Below are 14095 nucleotides of genomic sequence, written 5' to 3'. Positions count from 1 at the left end.
ATGGATGAGCTCGACGGAGTGGAGATCGTCGCCTTCGCGGACGGCGAGGCGTTCGAGAACTGGCTGGCCGAGCACCACACGCGCCACGAAGGCGTGTGGATCAAGATGGCCAAGAAGAAGTCCGGCATCCCGTCCGTCGGCGATGACGAGGTCGTCGACATCGGTCTCTGCTACGGCTGGATCTCCGGGCAGCGGCGCTCCCTCGACGGGACCCACTACCTGCAGAAGTACGTGCCGCGCCGGCCCAGGAGCATGTGGTCGCGGGTGAACGTGGAGAAGGTCGCGATGCTGACGGCCGCCGGACGGATGCGCGAACCGGGACTGGCCGAGGTGCGCAGGGCGCAGGAGGACGGCCGGTGGGCGCGGGCGTACGAGTCGCAGAGGACGGCGACGGTCCCGCCCGACCTCGCGGCGGCGCTCGACGCGAGCCCCGCGGCCAGGAAGGCGTTCGAGGCCCTCGACAGAACCGGGCGCTACCTGCTGGTCCTGCCGCTGCTCCAGGCGCCGACCCCGAAGACCCGGCAGGCCAAGCTGGAGAAGGCCGTGCAGATGCTGGCGACCGGCGAACGGCCGGGGTGACGATCAGGCCCGGCTCCCCGAGGGGGAGCCGGGCCTGATCATCGAAACCGGGCGGACCTTCAGGAACGCGAGTCGCGGTCCTGCTCGGCACGCTCCGCGTCCTTCGCGGCCTTCTCCGCGTTCTTCTCCTTGATCCGCACCGCTTCCTTGCGGACCTCGGCCTGAGTGGCGCGCTCCCGCTGCAGCCACTCGGGGGCTTCCTGCTTCAGTGCTTCGATCTGCTCGGTGGTGAGCGGCTCCGTGACTCCGCCGCGGGCAAGGCCGGCGATGGACACGCCCAGCTTCGCCGCGACCACGGGACGGGGGTGCGGGCCGTTGCGCCGCAGTTCCTGAAGCCACTCGGGCGGGTCGGCCTGCAGCGCACTCAATTCATTGCGCGAGACGACACCCTCCTGGAACTCAGCGGGGGTGGCCTCGAGGTACACGCCCAGCTTCTTCGCCGCGGTTGCGGGCTTCATAGTCTGGGTGCTCTGGTGCGACGTCATGGTGTCAAGAGTATCGATCGTGTGCGCTACCTCCGACCACGACCGGTAACCTGGCGGGGTGACAGGCTCGGAAGTACCCCATTCGTTCCGGCTCGCTTATGTCCCCGGGGTGACACCCACCAAGTGGATCCGGATCTGGAATGAGCGACTGCCCGACGTCCCGCTGACTCTCGTCGCGGTGTCCCCCACCGAGGCGTTCGGCGTGCTGCGCGGCGGCGGCGCCGACGCCGGCTTCGTACGGCTGCCGGTGGACCGTACGGACCTCAGCGCGATCCCCCTGTACACCGAGACCACCGTGGTCGTGATCCCCAAGGACCACCTCGTGGCGTCGGCCGAAGAGGTGTCCACGGCGGATCTGGCCGAGGAGATCGTGCTGCACCCGCTCGACGACACCCTCGACTGGGAGCGACTGCCGGGACGGCCCGCGATCGAGCGCCCCGCGACGACGGCGGACGCCATCGAGCTGGTGGCCGCGGGGGTGGGCGTGCTCGTCGTCCCGCAGTCCCTCGCGCGCCTGCACCACCGCAAGGACCTGACGTACCGGCCGGTCTCGGACGCCCCCGAGTCGCGCGTCGCGCTGTCGTGGCCGCAGGACGAGACCACGGATCTGGTGGAGCAGTTCATCGGGATCGTCCGCGGGCGGACCGTCAACAGCACCCGGGGCCGCCAGGCGCCCGCGGAGCAGCCCAAGGCGACGGCCAAGGCGAAGGCAAAGGCGAAGGCGAAGCGTCCGGACGCGGGCGGGAGCGGCGGCACGCAGCGCAAGACCGCATCCGGAAAGCCGGCCGGCAGGGGCGCCCGCGGCGGTTCGGGCGGCCCCAAGGGCGGCAAGGGCGGCAAGCCCCGCCGCCGGTCGTAGCCGGGGCGGGCAGGCCACGGGCGTTCGCGGGCTGACGGTTCCGCGCGACGGCGTCGCGAAGGGAAGCCCGCGACGGCCGGGGCTGGAAGACACGGAACCCCCAGCGGTGTATGCAGGAGAGATGGATCTCCGGCTGTCGTACGTGCCCCACCCGCGATCCCGGACAGTGCGCCACGCGCAGCTGGCGGTTCCGTTCGTGTTGATCGCGCTGGTCACGGTGGTCGACATCCTCGCTCCGCGCGATGTCCACCTCGGTCCCTTCCTGGTCGCCGCACCGGCCGTGACCGCTTCGTTCGCCGGGCCGTGGATGACGGGGTTCGTCGGGCTGGTCGCCGTACTGGCCCAAACGGTGGTGGCGGCGACGCGCACGACCCTGACCGATCTGAACCACACCTTCCAGATCGTCGCGCTGATCATGATCTCGGTGTTCGTGACGGTCTTCGCCCACCTGCGCGAGGTGCACGAGAAGGAACTGCTCCAGCTGCGGTCGGTGGCCGAGACCGCGCAGGAGGTGGTCCTGCGCCCGCTGCGCGATCGGATGGGCCCGCTGGGCGTCGCCTCGGTGTACCTGGCGGCGGCGGCCGAGGCCCAGATCGGCGGAGATCTGTACGCCGCCGCCCGTACGGCCTCCGGGACGCGCCTGATCATCGGCGATGTCCGGGGCAAGGGGCTGGGTGCGGTCGGGGACGCCGCGCTCGTCCTCGGCGCCTTCCGGGCGGCCGCCCACCAGGAGGCCGGTCTGCCGGGGCTGGTGGCCTATCTGGAGGCGGCGGTCTCCCCGGACCTGGACGACTCCGGCGATCGGGGCGAAAGCTTCATCACGGCGGCCGTCCTGGACATCCCCGACGAGGAGCCCGTGCTGCACCTCGTCAGCTGCGGCCATCCGCCGCCGCTGCTGCTGCGCGACGGCCGGGCCGTCCCGCTGGACGTGGCCCAGCCCGCTCCGCCGCTCGGCCTGGCCGGGCTGATGGAATCCTCGGTCACCGCGCAGAGCTTCGCCTTCGTGGCGGGAGACGTCCTGCTCCTGTACACGGACGGGGTCCTGGAGGCGCGCGACCGGGCCGGCGTGTTCTACCCCCTCACGGAACACGCGGCCGCCTGGTCCGGCCTGCACCCCCGTGCCCTCCTGGACCGGCTGTGCGAGGACCTGCTCGCCCACGCGGCCGGCAGCACCCTCGGCGACGACGCGGCGATGGTGGCGATCGAACGTCTCTCCTAGTTCCGGTACCCCACAATATGATCATGCTGAACATCGGAACGATCGTCATGGGCGCCGCGGACGTCCGGCGGGCGGCGGCATTCTGGGCGCAGGCGCTCGGCTACGTCCCGCGGGGCGGCGAGGTGGACCCCGGCTGGACCGTCCTGGTCCCCGCCGACGGCCGGGGCCCCGGCCTGGCCCTCGGCCGCAGCACCTCGCCCGTACAGGACCATCCGCGCGTCCACCTCGACCTGTACGCCGGGGACGCGGCGGAGCAGGAGGCGGAGGTCGCGCGCCTGGTGTCCCTGGGCGCCCGGCACGTCGACTGGGACTCCTACCCGCAGGACCCGGACTTCGTGGTCCTGGCCGACCCCGAGGGCAACCGCTTCTGCGTCATCGACACCACCCACGGCTGAACCCTCGCCGGACGGCGGCTCAGGCGTCCTCGTCGTAGACCCCTGCCTCCACTTCGAGCGCGAGCTGCTGCAGGACGTCGATCGCGGAGAGGTCCGTCCGGCCGCCGTCGTGCGCCATCGCGAGGCTGGTGAAGGCGAGGCTGAAGCCGGCCACCATGGTCTGCAGTGCGGGACCGAGCGCCTCCGCGACCAGTCGGGCCACCTGTTGGGGAGAGGATTCGGCCGGGACGCTGATGGACGGCAGCATCTCGTTCAGCAGCTTGGTGACGACCCCGGCATCGCGTTCATGGATGTCGTCGTCCTCACCGGCCTCCGCCGCCCGACGGATCTCCTGGGCTTCCGTGAGAATCCCGATGACTCGCTTGAGAACCTCTGCACGCTCCATCTCCGGAGCGTAGCTCCGCGGCCCGCTTCCTGAGGCCCTTCTTTCCTCTGCCTTAACTGGAACCTAAGCTTCGCGGGTGGCGCCCCGAAACGAACGGATGTCCGTTTCGGGGCGGCTAGCGTGCTGACTCGTCCTCCCAACTCCCCAGTAACACAGAGGCAGGCACGCGATGAGCAGGACAAGTGGGCACCGGCGTACGACGAGCCGGGCGGCGAAGGTCACGGGCGCGATCGTGGCGGCGGCAGTGATCGGCGGCGCGGCCTTCGCGTTGACCGGTACCGCACAGGCGAGTTCCGTCGGAGCGGTGTACACGAAATCCAGCTCCTGGAGCGGCGGTTACACCGGCCAGTACGTCATCACCAACAACACCGGGCAGGCCCAGTCGGACTGGACCCTCCAGTTCGACCTGCCGACCGGGGTGAAGGTCGACTCCCTGTGGAACGGTGTCCACACGGTCGACGGGCAGCACGTCACCGTGAAGCCCGCGAGCTGGAACCGGCAGCTGGCGGCGGGAGCCTCCGTCACCGTCGGCTTCGTGACCAGCGGCTCCGGCGCCCCGGGCGACCCGACCGGCTGCCGCATCAACGGGCTGAAGTGCTCGGTGGACCAGGGCGCGACGGCCGGTCCGACCGGGCGGCCCACCGTCCGGCCCACGTCCGCACCCACCTCCGCACCCACCTCCGCGCCCACGGCCACCGCGACCGCGACGCCGACCCGGACGACGTCGCCCACCCCCACCGCGACTTCCCCCGCCACTCCCGGCGCGCGCTTCGCCCCGTACGTGGACACCTCGCTGTACCCCGCGTACGACCTGGTCGACACCGCGACCAGGACCGGCGTGAAGGAGTTCCACCTCGCGTTCATCACCTCCGGCGGCGGCTGCGCACCCCTGTGGGGCGGTGTCACGGACCTCGCGAGCGACAAGGTCGCGAGCCAGATCGGCGCGCTGCGGGCCAAGGGCGGCGACGTCCGCGTGTCCTTCGGCGGGGCCGCCGGGCACGAACTGGCGCTGAACTGCGCCACCGTCGACGAGCTGGCCGCCGCCTACGGAAAGGTCGTCGACCAGTACGGGCTCACCAAGGTCGACTTCGACATCGAGGGCGCCGCCCTGCCCGACACCGCGGCCAACGCGCGCCGCGCCCAGGCCATCGCCCGGCTCCAGAAGTCCCACCCGGGCCTGGACGTGGCGTTCACCCTGCCCGTGATGCCCGAGGGGCTGACCCAGCCGGGGGTGGCACTGCTGGCCGACGCCCGGAAGAACGGCGTGCGGGTCGACGCCGTCAACGTCATGGCGATGGACTACGGGCCCGCGTACAGCGGGGACATGGGGCAGTACGCGATCCAGGCCGCGACTGCCACCCAGGCCCAGATCAAGGGTGTGCTCGGGCTCTCCGACGCGGCGTCCTGGAAGGCGGTCGCCGTCACGCCGATGATCGGCGTCAACGACGTGGCGACCGAGATCTTCACCGTCTCCGACGCCTCGCAGCTCGTCGACTTCGCGGCGGCCAAGGGGATCGGCCGGCTGGCGATGTGGTCCTCGGCCCGGGACCGGCAGTGCGCGGCCGGGGCCGTCAACCACGCGGACGCCACGTGCAGTTCCGTCCTCCAGGAGCCGCTGGCCTTCACCAAGGCGTTCGCGGCGTTCAAGTAGCCGCGGGGGACGGGCCCGTCGCACACCATGTGCGGCGGGCCCGTCCCGTTGCGAACGGCCGCTACGCGACGACTCCCGCGCGCACGGCGAGGGCGAGCGCCACGTCGAGGCGCGGCGCGGGACGGTCCTCGACGAAGGCCGGCGCCAGCAGCGCCGCCACGGCCGCCTCGTCGGCCTTGCGCTCCCGCGCCCGCTCCGCGAACCGCAGGGCGGCCTCGGTCAGCATCCGCTCCCGCCCGTACGGGGCGTCGTACGAGGCCACGGCGAGTCCGAGGAACTCCTCCTGCGAGCCGGCCCAGGGCGCGGCGCCGTCCAGCCCGTCCTCCGGCACCTCGTCCGGGTAGGGGATGCGGTGCCACGCGCCGTCCTGCCACCAGTAGACGAAGCCGAAGAGGTTGCCGGCCGCGTCGTCGCGCAGCAGGTCCCACGGCAGCCAGTCGGGGCCGCCCGCCAGGAAGTCGATCTGCTCGCCGCCGACATGGGTGTGGCTGCCGTCCGGGTCCTGGCCGCAGAAGACCGCGCGTGCGCCCCCGTCGAGCAGGGTCAGGCGCCACCAGCCGCCCGCGCCGGTGGAGTGGCACCACACGCCGTCGTCGTCGACGGCGTACTCGGACCGGTCGGAACAGGCGGTGTCGATCACGGCCAGGGTCACGGCCCTGGCCCAGAGCAGCTCCGGAGGTTCGAGGTCTTCCGGCCGGCTCGGCGTGTGCATGGTGCGGGTCCCCTCCGGTATGCCCGGCTGTGCGCCGGTCCTGTGTCCGGGACAAGCCTCGCACGGCCCGAGGGAGCCTCCCCACGCCGCCGGCAGGTCCGTACGGGCCGTCCGGCACCGGGACGGCCTCACTCGCCTCGCGGCATGCCGGGTGCACGGCTGACCTGGGCCAGGACCAGGACCGTGTCGTCGACGGGGCTGCCGTGGAGCAGGTTCGCGAGGATGCGGTCGGCCGCCTCCTCCATCGTGCCCTCGGCCCGGCGCAGTTGGTCGCGCAGGGCGTCCAGGCCGGCTTCGATGTCGCGGCCCCTGACTTCGATGAGGCCGTCGGTGTACAGGGCGAGGGTGGCCCCCTCCGGAAGGTCCAGCTCCGTCGTCGTGAACGGGATCCCGCCCACTCCCAGCGGCACGGCCGCGGCGGCGGCCACCGTGTCGACCGTGCCGTCCGGGCGGCGGACCAGAAGCGGCGGATGGCCCGCGTTGGCCATGCGGGCACGCCCGGTCGCCGGGTCGTAGAGGAGGTAGAGGCAGGTGGCCAGCTCGATCCCGGCTTCGTGCGCGCAGTTGTCGAGTTCGGCGAGCAGCGCGCCGGGATCGGTGTGGTGCCGGGCCAGCGCCTTGGCGGTGATGCGCAGCCGGCCCATGGCCGCGGCCGCCTCCACCCCGTGGCCCATCACGTCGCCGACGACGAGGGCCACCCGGTCTCCGGGCAGGCTGATCACGTCGTACCAGTCACCGCCCACCTCCGTGGCATGGCCGGCCGGCAGGTACCGGTGGGCCACGCGCACATACGGTCCGGCCCCCGTGGCGCCGGGGAGCAGGGCCCGCTGAAGGGTGAGCGCGATGTCCTGGACCCGGCCGTAGAGGCGTGCGTTGTCCAGGCACAGCGCGGCGCGGGAGGCCAGCTCGGAGGCAAGGGCGAGGTCTTCCTCCGTGAAGGCGGGGCGGGCACCGGACCTGCCGAACATGGTGACGCCCTGCACCGTTCCCCTGGCGACGAGCGGGGCGATCAGGATGCAGGCCAGCCCGCTGCCCCGCAGCAGCTCGGCGCGGTCCTGGTGGGCGACGGTCCGGGTCACGAACTCCTCGTTGACGGGGACCGAGAGCGGGCGTCCGGTCAGCAGGATGTCGTGGATGGCGGAACCCGGCGGGTAGGTGACGCGTTGCAGCCCGCCGACGAGTTCGTCGGCGGGCGGGGGCAGGCTGGTCCCTGCTCCGATGCGGCGGGTGATCAGCGGCCGCTCCGGGTCAAAGGCCTCCCCCTCGTCCATCCACTCCACGAGTTCCACGACGGAGCCGTCACAGAATTCCGGGACGACGGTCTCGACCAGTTCCCGTGCGGTGACGTTCAGGTCCAGGGTGGTGCCGATCCGGCCCGCGGCCCGGTCCAGCAGGGCGAGCCGTTGGCGGGCCGCCGTGGCCTCCAGAATGGCCTGCTCCCGGTCGGTGACGTCGACCAGCAGCCCGCCCACGCCGGGGCGCGTGTCGCCGGCCCCGCTGAGCGCGAAGAGGCTCACGGACCGGACCTGGTCGCGGTCGGGGCGGCCCGGTGTGCGCAGGCCCACCAGGGCCCCGACCACGGGGCGGCCCTGCTCGGCGACGGTCCGTAGCGTGCGCTCGAACTCGCCCTCGTCGGACGTGAGCATGATCTCCGTCATCCGCCGGCCGAGGTGCTCCGTGATGGGCATGCCGTCCATGTCGGCCAGCGCCTGATTGAGGTGGACGTACCGCAGCTGTTCGTCGAACATGACCAGGCCGATCGGGCAGGTCTCGAACAGTGCGTCGAGGAAGGTCAGGTTCGTCTTCACCCGGTCGAGTTCCGCGCCCTTGCTGGCCAGGCCCATGATCACGGAACCGCCGCCGGGGCCCGTGACGGGGAAGACCCGGAAGCCGCAGTCGAAGACCGTGCCGTCACGGTGCGCGGCAGGCATGCGGACCCGCCAGTAACCCAGGGTCCGGGCGCGCTCCGCCAGCTGCGCGGCCGCGGCCGGACGGCCCGCGGGCGGGTCGGGGAACAGGACGTCGGCCGACGCGGTCAGCACGGCTTCCGGCGGGTATCCGAACAGGGTTTCGGCGCCGGGTCCCCAGTACCGGACGCGGCCCTGGTCGTCGAGGCCGAACACCGCAACGGCCACGTGCTCCAGCAGCGTGCCCGGCTCCGACCACAGGAGGCCGGGAGACCGCTCGCCCCCTGGCGGATCCGTCGGCACCAGACGCCCCCTTTCGGGCTTCCCGGCTTCCCGTCAATTCTGCCCCTTCCCCGTCCGGCGGACCTCCTGTCGGGATGAGGCGCCCGGCCGGACCCGGCGGCGCAGGCGCCGGCGGCCCGTGCCGCCCCCTCGCCGACGCCGTCGGTCGCGGATGCCGCTGTCGATCTTCCATAAGGTCGGACCGCCTCACGGCCGTCGGCCGCGCGCCCCGGCGCGCGGCCGACGGCCGTGAGGCGCCCACCCGGTACCGACTGAGTCGAGGAACGACGTGCTCCTGCCCTTGAACCGACGTCTGGCCCTTGGTGCCGCCCTGCTGGCCGTGGTGGCCGGGGCAGCCCCGGTGAGCGCCGCCCACGCCGCCGGGGCGACCCGTGCAGCGCAAGCCGCCCCACCCGCCCCCGACCTCCAGGGCCTGGTCCAGGCGCTGCGGAACACGACCGCCGCCGGGGCGCCGGGGGCGGTGGCCCGGTTCACCGGCCCCGACGGTGTCCGGAGCGAGACGGTGGGCGTACGCGACAGGGCCACGGGTGCGGCCATGAACGCCGGGTCCCGCTTCCGGATCGGCAGCGTCACGAAGACGTTCTCCGCCGTGGTGCTGCTGCAGCTCGTGTCCGAGCAGAAGGTCCGGCTGGACTCCCCCGTCAACCGCTATCTGCCCGGTCTGCTGCCCGACGACCGGATCACCGTGCGCCACCTGCTGAGCCACCGCAGCGGGCTGGCCGACTACACGGACACCATGTTCGCGCGGACCGTTCCCGGATTCGAGGCCGTACGCACGAAGGTGTTCGGTTACCGCGAGCTCGTGGACCTCGCGCTGAAGGAGCCGAGGACGACCGCTCCGGGCGCCGCGTACGCGTATTCGAACACCAATTTCGTCGTCGTCGGCATGCTCATCGAGAAGGCCACCGGCCACTCGTTGGCCACGGAGTACGAACGCCGCATCATCAAGCCGCTGGGCCTGCGCAACACCTCCTACGTGCACCCCGGCACGCGGATCGACGGACCGCACGTGCGCGGTTACCTGCACCCCGACGAGGCGGGCGCGCCCCTGGTCGACTCCACCGAGCAGACCGTTTCCTGGGCGCAGTCCGCCGGGGCGATGATCTCCGACCCGGCCGATCTGAACACCTTCACCTCCACGCTGCTCGGCGGCAGGCTCCTGTCGGCCGCGATGCTGGACGCCATGCTCGCCATGGCCCCGGTCGACGCGACCCGGACCCGTTTCTACGGGCTGGGGCTGCGCCGCTACGACCTCTCGTGCGGCACGTCGGTGTACGGCCACACGGGTACCGTGCAGGGTTACTACACCTACGCGTTCGCCACCCGTGACGGCCGCCGCAGCCTCGCCGCCATGGCGAACACCTCGAACAGGGGTGCGGCGAACACGGCTCTGGGCGGCACGCTCGAAGCCGCCTTCTGCGGCAAGCGACCCGCGTCGGCCGGCACGCGCGGCTTCGTCCTCGCCCCCGCCGAGGTAGACCTGCCCGAGCACAACGCGCGCTGAGAGTGCCCGAGTACCGCCGCCCGGTCCGGGGGGTAGCCCGCGGACCGGGCGGCGGGGATCATGAGAGGACGCCGACCCGCCGGGAACCGCGCCCCGCCACCGAACCCAGGAGATACGTGTGTCCTCCGCGTCGAGTTATGCGTCCGGTGTCTGTGACGTGCCGCTGCTGGGCGACACGATCGGCGAGAACCTGGACCGCACCGTCCGCCGGTTCCCCGGTCACGACGCCCTGATCGACATGGCCGCCGGGCGCCGGTGGACGTACGCGGAGCTGGCCGCCGATGTCGACTCCCTCGCGCTCGGGCTGCTGGACCTCGGGATCGTCAAGGGGGACCGGGTCGGGATCTGGGCGCCGAACCGCGCCGAGTGGACGCTCGTCCAGTACGCCACCGCCAGGATCGGGGCGGTGCTCGTCACCGTGAACCCCGCCTACCGCTCCCACGAACTGGAGTACGTCCTGCGGCAGTCCGGGATCCGGCTGCTGGTCGCGGCGGAACGCTTCAAGACCTCCGACTACGCGGGCATGATCGAGGAGGTACGGCCGCGCTGCCCGGAACTGGAGTTCACGGTCCTGTTGGAGGGGCCCGGCTGGACCTCCCTGCTGGAGCGCGGCCGCCGGGGCGACCCCGCCGACCTCGCCCGGGCACAGGCCTCGCTCAGCCCGGACGACCCGATCAACATTCAATACACCTCGGGGACCACGGGCTTCCCCAAGGGCGCGACCCTCTCACACCACAACATCCTCAACAACGGCTTCTTCGTCGGCGAGTTGTGCCACTACACCGAGCAGGACCGGGTCTGCATCCCGGTGCCCTTCTACCACTGCTTCGGCATGGTGATGGGCAACCTCGCGTGCACCAGCCACGGCGCGGCCATGGTGATCCCGGCGCCGTCGTTCGATCCGGCGGCGACCCTGGCCGCGGTCGCGGCGGAGTCGTGCACCTCGCTGTACGGGGTCCCCACCATGTTCATCGCCGAGCTCGCGGACCCGGGCTTCGCTTCGTACGACCTGTCCAGCCTGCGGACGGGCATCATGGCGGGCTCGCCCTGTCCGGTCGAGGTGATGAAGGAGGTCATCGACCGGATGGGCATGGCCGAGGTGTCCATCTGCTACGGGATGACGGAGACCTCGCCCGTGTCGACGCAGACCCGCGCGGACGACTCCGTCGAGCGCCGGGTGTCGACCGTGGGCCGGGTCGGCCCGCACCTGGAGGTGAAGGTCGTCGATCCGGGGTCCGGGCGGACCGTGCCGCGCGGGGAACCGGGCGAGCTGTGCACCCGCGGCTACTCGGTGATGCTCGGTTACTGGGGCGAGCCGGAGCGCACCGCCGAGGCCGTCGACGCGGCCCGCTGGATGCACACGGGCGACCTGGCGGTCATGGACGAGGACGGCTACCTGAGCATCACCGGCCGCATCAAGGACATGGTCATCCGCGGCGGGGAGAACGTCTACCCGCGCGAGATCGAGGAGTTCCTCCACGCCCACCCGGACATCCTGGACGTCCAGGTCATCGGCGTACCGGACCCGAAGTACGGGGAGGAGCTGATGGCCTGGGTCCGGATGCGCGAGGGCGCCGAGCCGCTGACCGCCGCCGGGGTACGGGCGTACTGCGACGGCCGGCTCGCCCACTTCAAGATCCCGCGCTACGTCCACGTCGTGGACGAGTTCCCGATGACGGTCACCGGGAAGATCCGCAAGATCGAGATGCGCGAGACGGCGGCCCGCCTGCTGGGCCGCCCGTGACAGGAGGCCAGGGCCTGTCTGTCGGTCAGGAGGTGTACACCACGATGAAATCGCCGCACGGGTGGGAGCCCGGCTGTCCCGCGGTCTCGGCGAGGGCCTGGCGCAGGGTGCGCAGATGCGCCGCGGTGAGCTGGAGCGGAGGCTCGTCCGGCTGGTAGGTGGTGCCGCGGGGATAGTCGGTGTCCGCCGTGGTGGTCATCTCGATGTGGCAGCCGAGGACGTGGGTGACCGGCCTGGTCGCGCAGAAGTCCAGGAGCCGGTCCACGGTCTCGGCATACGCGGCCCGGTCTTGCACGTAGAGCCGCCCGGGGTAGAGGGAGTCGCCGGTCAGCAGGAGGCCGGTGTGCCGGTCGTAGAACACCACGGCCGCGGAGTGGTGGCCGGGGCCGGGGACGAGGTCGAGGATCCGCCCGCCCAGGTCCAGTTCGGCCGTACCGTGCGGCCAGCCTTCGAGCCCGAAGTGGGCCGTGACCTCGTCCAGGACGTGGCCGACGACCGTGGTGCCGGGCCTGTCGGTGAACTGCCCGTCGGCCGCGATGTGGTCGCCGTGGCCGTGGGTGTGGGTGACCGTCAGCCCGTACTGCGCGCGGGGGTTGCGCACCAGCCAGTCCTCGATCAGCGCGTCGACCGTCGCGCGCAGCGGGAAGTGGCCGGGGTCGGAGGTGGCGCCGGTGTCGATGAGCAGCGCGCTCTCGTTCCCGAAGAGGAGGAAGAGGAAGGGTGCCTCGTAGTGCACGGACTTGTTCTGGCGCAGGATCACCGTGTTCTCGGTGTACGCGTGGATCTGGATCTCGGGGAAGGGGTCGTGCTTGGGCGACGGCCAGCCCGCGTGCCACACGGTGTCCAGGCTGCCGGCGACCGGGGTGTCAGCAAGGAAATCGATCACGGGTCCAACCTATCGCCACGGCGGGCCCTGGCGCGGCCGTCCCCGTCATGGCGGCTCGTTCCCACAGCGGAGCCGCTGTGGTGAGGATGTCCTGGAGCGGCAGACCTCACCTACAGCAGCTCCGCTGCCTCGTTCACCTGCCTCGGCGAACGGCCCGGACGCCCGGCTGAACGGCGTCGGGCGTCCCGGCTCAGTTCTTGCCGAGGAGGCCGTTCATCCTGGCGATCTCGGCGGTCTGCGAGGTGATGATGGCCTCGGCCATCGTCCTGGCCTCGGGGAAGGTGCCCTGGCCCTGCTCCGTCTTCGCCATCGCGACCGCGCCCTCGTGGTGCTTGATCATGAGTTCCATGAAGGCGGTGTCGAACGCCTTCCCGGAGGACTTCTCCAGCTCGGCCAGCTGCCCGGCGGTCATCATCCCGCCGCCCGCGCCGTGGGCGGAGTGGTCCATGGCGCCCTCGGCGGGGGCCTGCTCACCCCACGAGGCCAGCCACCCGGAGAGGGTCCTGATCTCCGGGTCCTGGGCCTTCTTGATCTCCGCGGCGAGCTGCTTCACCTCGGCCGACTCGGCCCGGGAGGGGGCGAGGTCCGCCATCTCCACGGCCTGGCGGTGGTGGGGGATCATCCCCTTGGCGAAGGCGACGTCGGCGGCGTTGTGTCCGCCCTGTGCGGCGGACGAGGAGGCCGACGGTGCCTTCGGGGCCTGACCGTGGTGCGCGGCGGCGCCGTCGTCTCCCGCGCCGCAGGCGGCGAGGACGAACGAGGCGGCGCCGACGGCCACGACCGCCGCGGTGCGGCGGAAGGCGGTACGGCTGAACGGGGAACGGTTCTTGCTCATGGTGATGCGACTCCTGGGTGCGTGAGGACATGGCGGAGCACGACAGCCCGTGGGGGTGCCGTGCGGACCGCTCTAGATCCGCAGGAGTTGCAGTTCCGCCAGGTCGGGCGGCGCGCGCCCGCTCTCGGCCGAATCCGGCGCGCGGGTGGCGAGTGCCCCGGCCGGGGACGCGCCCTGGAGGGCGGCCACGAGCGCGGGCGGCGCGTACGCCGTGACGATCCCGGTGGCGGCGCAGGTGGCGTCGGCGTGATGCACGAACCCCTGTCCGCCGGCGGTGTGCGAGCAGTCCGCGCCCGCCTGATGTCCGGACCCTTCGTGGGTCGCCGCCGTGGCGTGGGCACCGGACGCGGTGGTGTGCGCCCGGGCGGTCATCCCGCCGGTGCCCAGACCGTGCATGGCCAGCACACCGGCCAGTACCGCGAGCACCAGCAGCAGGCGGCCGGGCCCGGCAGGGCGGCGACGCGTCGGCTGCGGTGCGGGGATCACGCGCTCATCCTACGGCCAGGCTCCGGACGTACCCGACCGGCCCGCCGAGCCGCGCCTGAGCCGCAGCCGACGCGCGGGCGAACCGCGGCCGTGCCGTGCCGTGCCGTTCCCGCATGATGAGATCATCCCGATCCCATCCGGCCTG

General features: G+C 72.2%; 14 protein-coding genes. 7 read left to right on the top strand and 7 right to left on the bottom strand.

The window, feature by feature from the left end; all coding sequences use genetic code 11:
• Nucleotides 1-579, top strand: coding sequence for a YdeI family protein (locus OG737_RS29020; protein WP_405922167.1), 579 nt, complete (start codon nt 1-3; stop codon nt 577-579).
• A gap of 59 nt (nt 580-638) precedes the next feature.
• Here OG737_RS29020 and OG737_RS29015 read toward each other — a convergent pair whose 3' ends face one another.
• On the bottom strand, nt 639-1064 hold the full coding sequence (locus tag OG737_RS29015) for a DUF5997 family protein (RefSeq protein WP_328929166.1): 426 nt from the start codon (nt 1062-1064) through the stop codon (nt 639-641).
• Nucleotides 1065-1122: 58 nt separating this feature from the next.
• On the opposite strand from OG737_RS29015, the gene OG737_RS29010 reads away from it, so the two are divergent.
• The 3 genes from OG737_RS29010 (at nt 1123) to OG737_RS29000 (ending at nt 3537) form a co-directional block, all read left to right on the top strand.
• Nucleotides 1123-1923 (top strand): LysR substrate-binding domain-containing protein, encoded by an 801-nt coding sequence (locus tag OG737_RS29010; RefSeq protein WP_405922166.1) that lies wholly within the window; start codon nt 1123-1125, stop codon nt 1921-1923.
• 121 nt (nt 1924-2044) lie between these two features.
• Nucleotides 2045-3142 carry a PP2C family protein-serine/threonine phosphatase gene (locus tag OG737_RS29005; protein WP_328929164.1) on the top strand — a complete coding sequence of 366 codons (1098 nt, stop codon included), beginning with the start codon at nt 2045-2047 and terminating at the stop codon, nt 3140-3142.
• A 23-nt stretch (nt 3143-3165) separates the two neighbouring features.
• On the top strand, nt 3166-3537 hold the full coding sequence (locus OG737_RS29000) for a VOC family protein (protein ID WP_328929163.1): 372 nt from the start codon (nt 3166-3168) through the stop codon (nt 3535-3537).
• A 19-nt stretch (nt 3538-3556) separates the two neighbouring features.
• On the opposite strand, the gene OG737_RS28995 is transcribed toward OG737_RS29000, so the two are convergent.
• Complete coding sequence (locus OG737_RS28995) at nt 3557-3922, bottom strand: hypothetical protein (RefSeq protein ID WP_328929162.1); 366 nt, start codon at nt 3920-3922, stop codon at nt 3557-3559.
• A 169-nt stretch (nt 3923-4091) separates the two neighbouring features.
• On the opposite strand from OG737_RS28995, the gene OG737_RS28990 reads away from it, so the two are divergent.
• Nucleotides 4092-5573 carry a cellulose binding domain-containing protein gene (locus tag OG737_RS28990; RefSeq protein ID WP_405922165.1) on the top strand — a complete coding sequence of 494 codons (1482 nt, stop codon included), beginning with the start codon at nt 4092-4094 and terminating at the stop codon, nt 5571-5573.
• Nucleotides 5574-5634: 61 nt separating this feature from the next.
• Here the strand turns inward: OG737_RS28990 and OG737_RS28985 are convergent, their stop codons facing one another.
• Both OG737_RS28985 and OG737_RS28980 read right to left on the bottom strand, forming a co-directional pair.
• Nucleotides 5635-6285, bottom strand: coding sequence for a hypothetical protein (locus tag OG737_RS28985; RefSeq protein WP_405922164.1), 651 nt, complete (start codon nt 6283-6285; stop codon nt 5635-5637).
• Nucleotides 6286-6413: 128 nt separating this feature from the next.
• Nucleotides 6414-8495: a SpoIIE family protein phosphatase gene (locus OG737_RS28980; RefSeq protein WP_328929159.1), complete on the bottom strand. Its 2082-nt coding sequence runs from the start codon at nt 8493-8495 to the stop codon at nt 6414-6416.
• 274 nt (nt 8496-8769) lie between these two features.
• On the opposite strand from OG737_RS28980, the gene OG737_RS28975 reads away from it, so the two are divergent.
• Together OG737_RS28975 and OG737_RS28970 are read left to right on the top strand one after the other, a co-directional pair.
• A complete protein-coding gene (locus tag OG737_RS28975; RefSeq protein ID WP_405922455.1) occupies nt 8770-9999 on the top strand; it encodes a serine hydrolase domain-containing protein in 1230 nt (409 codons plus the stop codon).
• Nucleotides 10000-10117: 118 nt separating this feature from the next.
• On the top strand, nt 10118-11743 hold the full coding sequence (locus OG737_RS28970; protein ID WP_328929158.1) for an AMP-binding protein: 1626 nt from the start codon (nt 10118-10120) through the stop codon (nt 11741-11743).
• A 25-nt stretch (nt 11744-11768) separates the two neighbouring features.
• On the opposite strand, the gene OG737_RS28965 is transcribed toward OG737_RS28970, so the two are convergent.
• The 3 genes from OG737_RS28965 to OG737_RS28955 all read right to left on the bottom strand — a co-directional run bounded on the left by OG737_RS28965 (nt 11769) and on the right by OG737_RS28955 (nt 13950).
• The gene (locus tag OG737_RS28965) at nt 11769-12629 is read right to left on the bottom strand and encodes an MBL fold metallo-hydrolase (RefSeq protein ID WP_328929157.1); all 861 of its coding nucleotides are present in this window, start codon (nt 12627-12629) and stop codon (nt 11769-11771) included.
• Nucleotides 12630-12819: 190 nt separating this feature from the next.
• A complete protein-coding gene (locus tag OG737_RS28960) occupies nt 12820-13464 on the bottom strand; it encodes a DUF305 domain-containing protein (RefSeq protein ID WP_328929156.1) in 645 nt (214 codons plus the stop codon).
• Between the two features lie 72 nt (nt 13465-13536).
• Complete coding sequence (locus OG737_RS28955) at nt 13537-13950, bottom strand: DUF6153 family protein (protein WP_328929155.1); 414 nt, start codon at nt 13948-13950, stop codon at nt 13537-13539.
• Nucleotides 13951-14095 lie beyond the last annotated feature (145 nt).

Origin of the sequence: Streptomyces sp. NBC_00122, assembly GCF_045160845.1 — a bacterium.
Taxonomy (GTDB): domain Bacteria; phylum Actinomycetota; class Actinomycetes; order Streptomycetales; family Streptomycetaceae; genus Streptomyces.
Note: the sequence above shows the minus strand (reverse complement) of the source record. Positions and strands in the feature narration are given on the sequence as shown.

What these genes read in the sequence shown, in the direction of transcription:
- OG737_RS29015 (WP_328929166.1), bottom strand. Translation starts at nt 1,064, where the DNA reads ATGACGTCGCACCAGAGCACCCAGACTATGAAGCCCGCAACCGCGGCG.
- OG737_RS29005 (WP_328929164.1), top strand. Translation starts at nt 2,045, where the DNA reads ATGGATCTCCGGCTGTCGTACGTGCCCCACCCGCGATCCCGGACAGTG.
- OG737_RS29000 (WP_328929163.1), top strand. Translation starts at nt 3,166, where the DNA reads ATGCTGAACATCGGAACGATCGTCATGGGCGCCGCGGACGTCCGGCGG.
- OG737_RS29020 (WP_405922167.1), top strand. Translation starts at nt 1, where the DNA reads ATGGATGAGCTCGACGGAGTGGAGATCGTCGCCTTCGCGGACGGCGAG.
- OG737_RS28995 (WP_328929162.1), bottom strand. Translation starts at nt 3,922, where the DNA reads ATGGAGCGTGCAGAGGTTCTCAAGCGAGTCATCGGGATTCTCACGGAA.
- OG737_RS28990 (WP_405922165.1), top strand. Translation starts at nt 4,092, where the DNA reads ATGAGCAGGACAAGTGGGCACCGGCGTACGACGAGCCGGGCGGCGAAG.
- OG737_RS28960 (WP_328929156.1), bottom strand. Translation starts at nt 13,464, where the DNA reads ATGAGCAAGAACCGTTCCCCGTTCAGCCGTACCGCCTTCCGCCGCACC.
- OG737_RS28985 (WP_405922164.1), bottom strand. Translation starts at nt 6,285, where the DNA reads ATGCACACGCCGAGCCGGCCGGAAGACCTCGAACCTCCGGAGCTGCTC.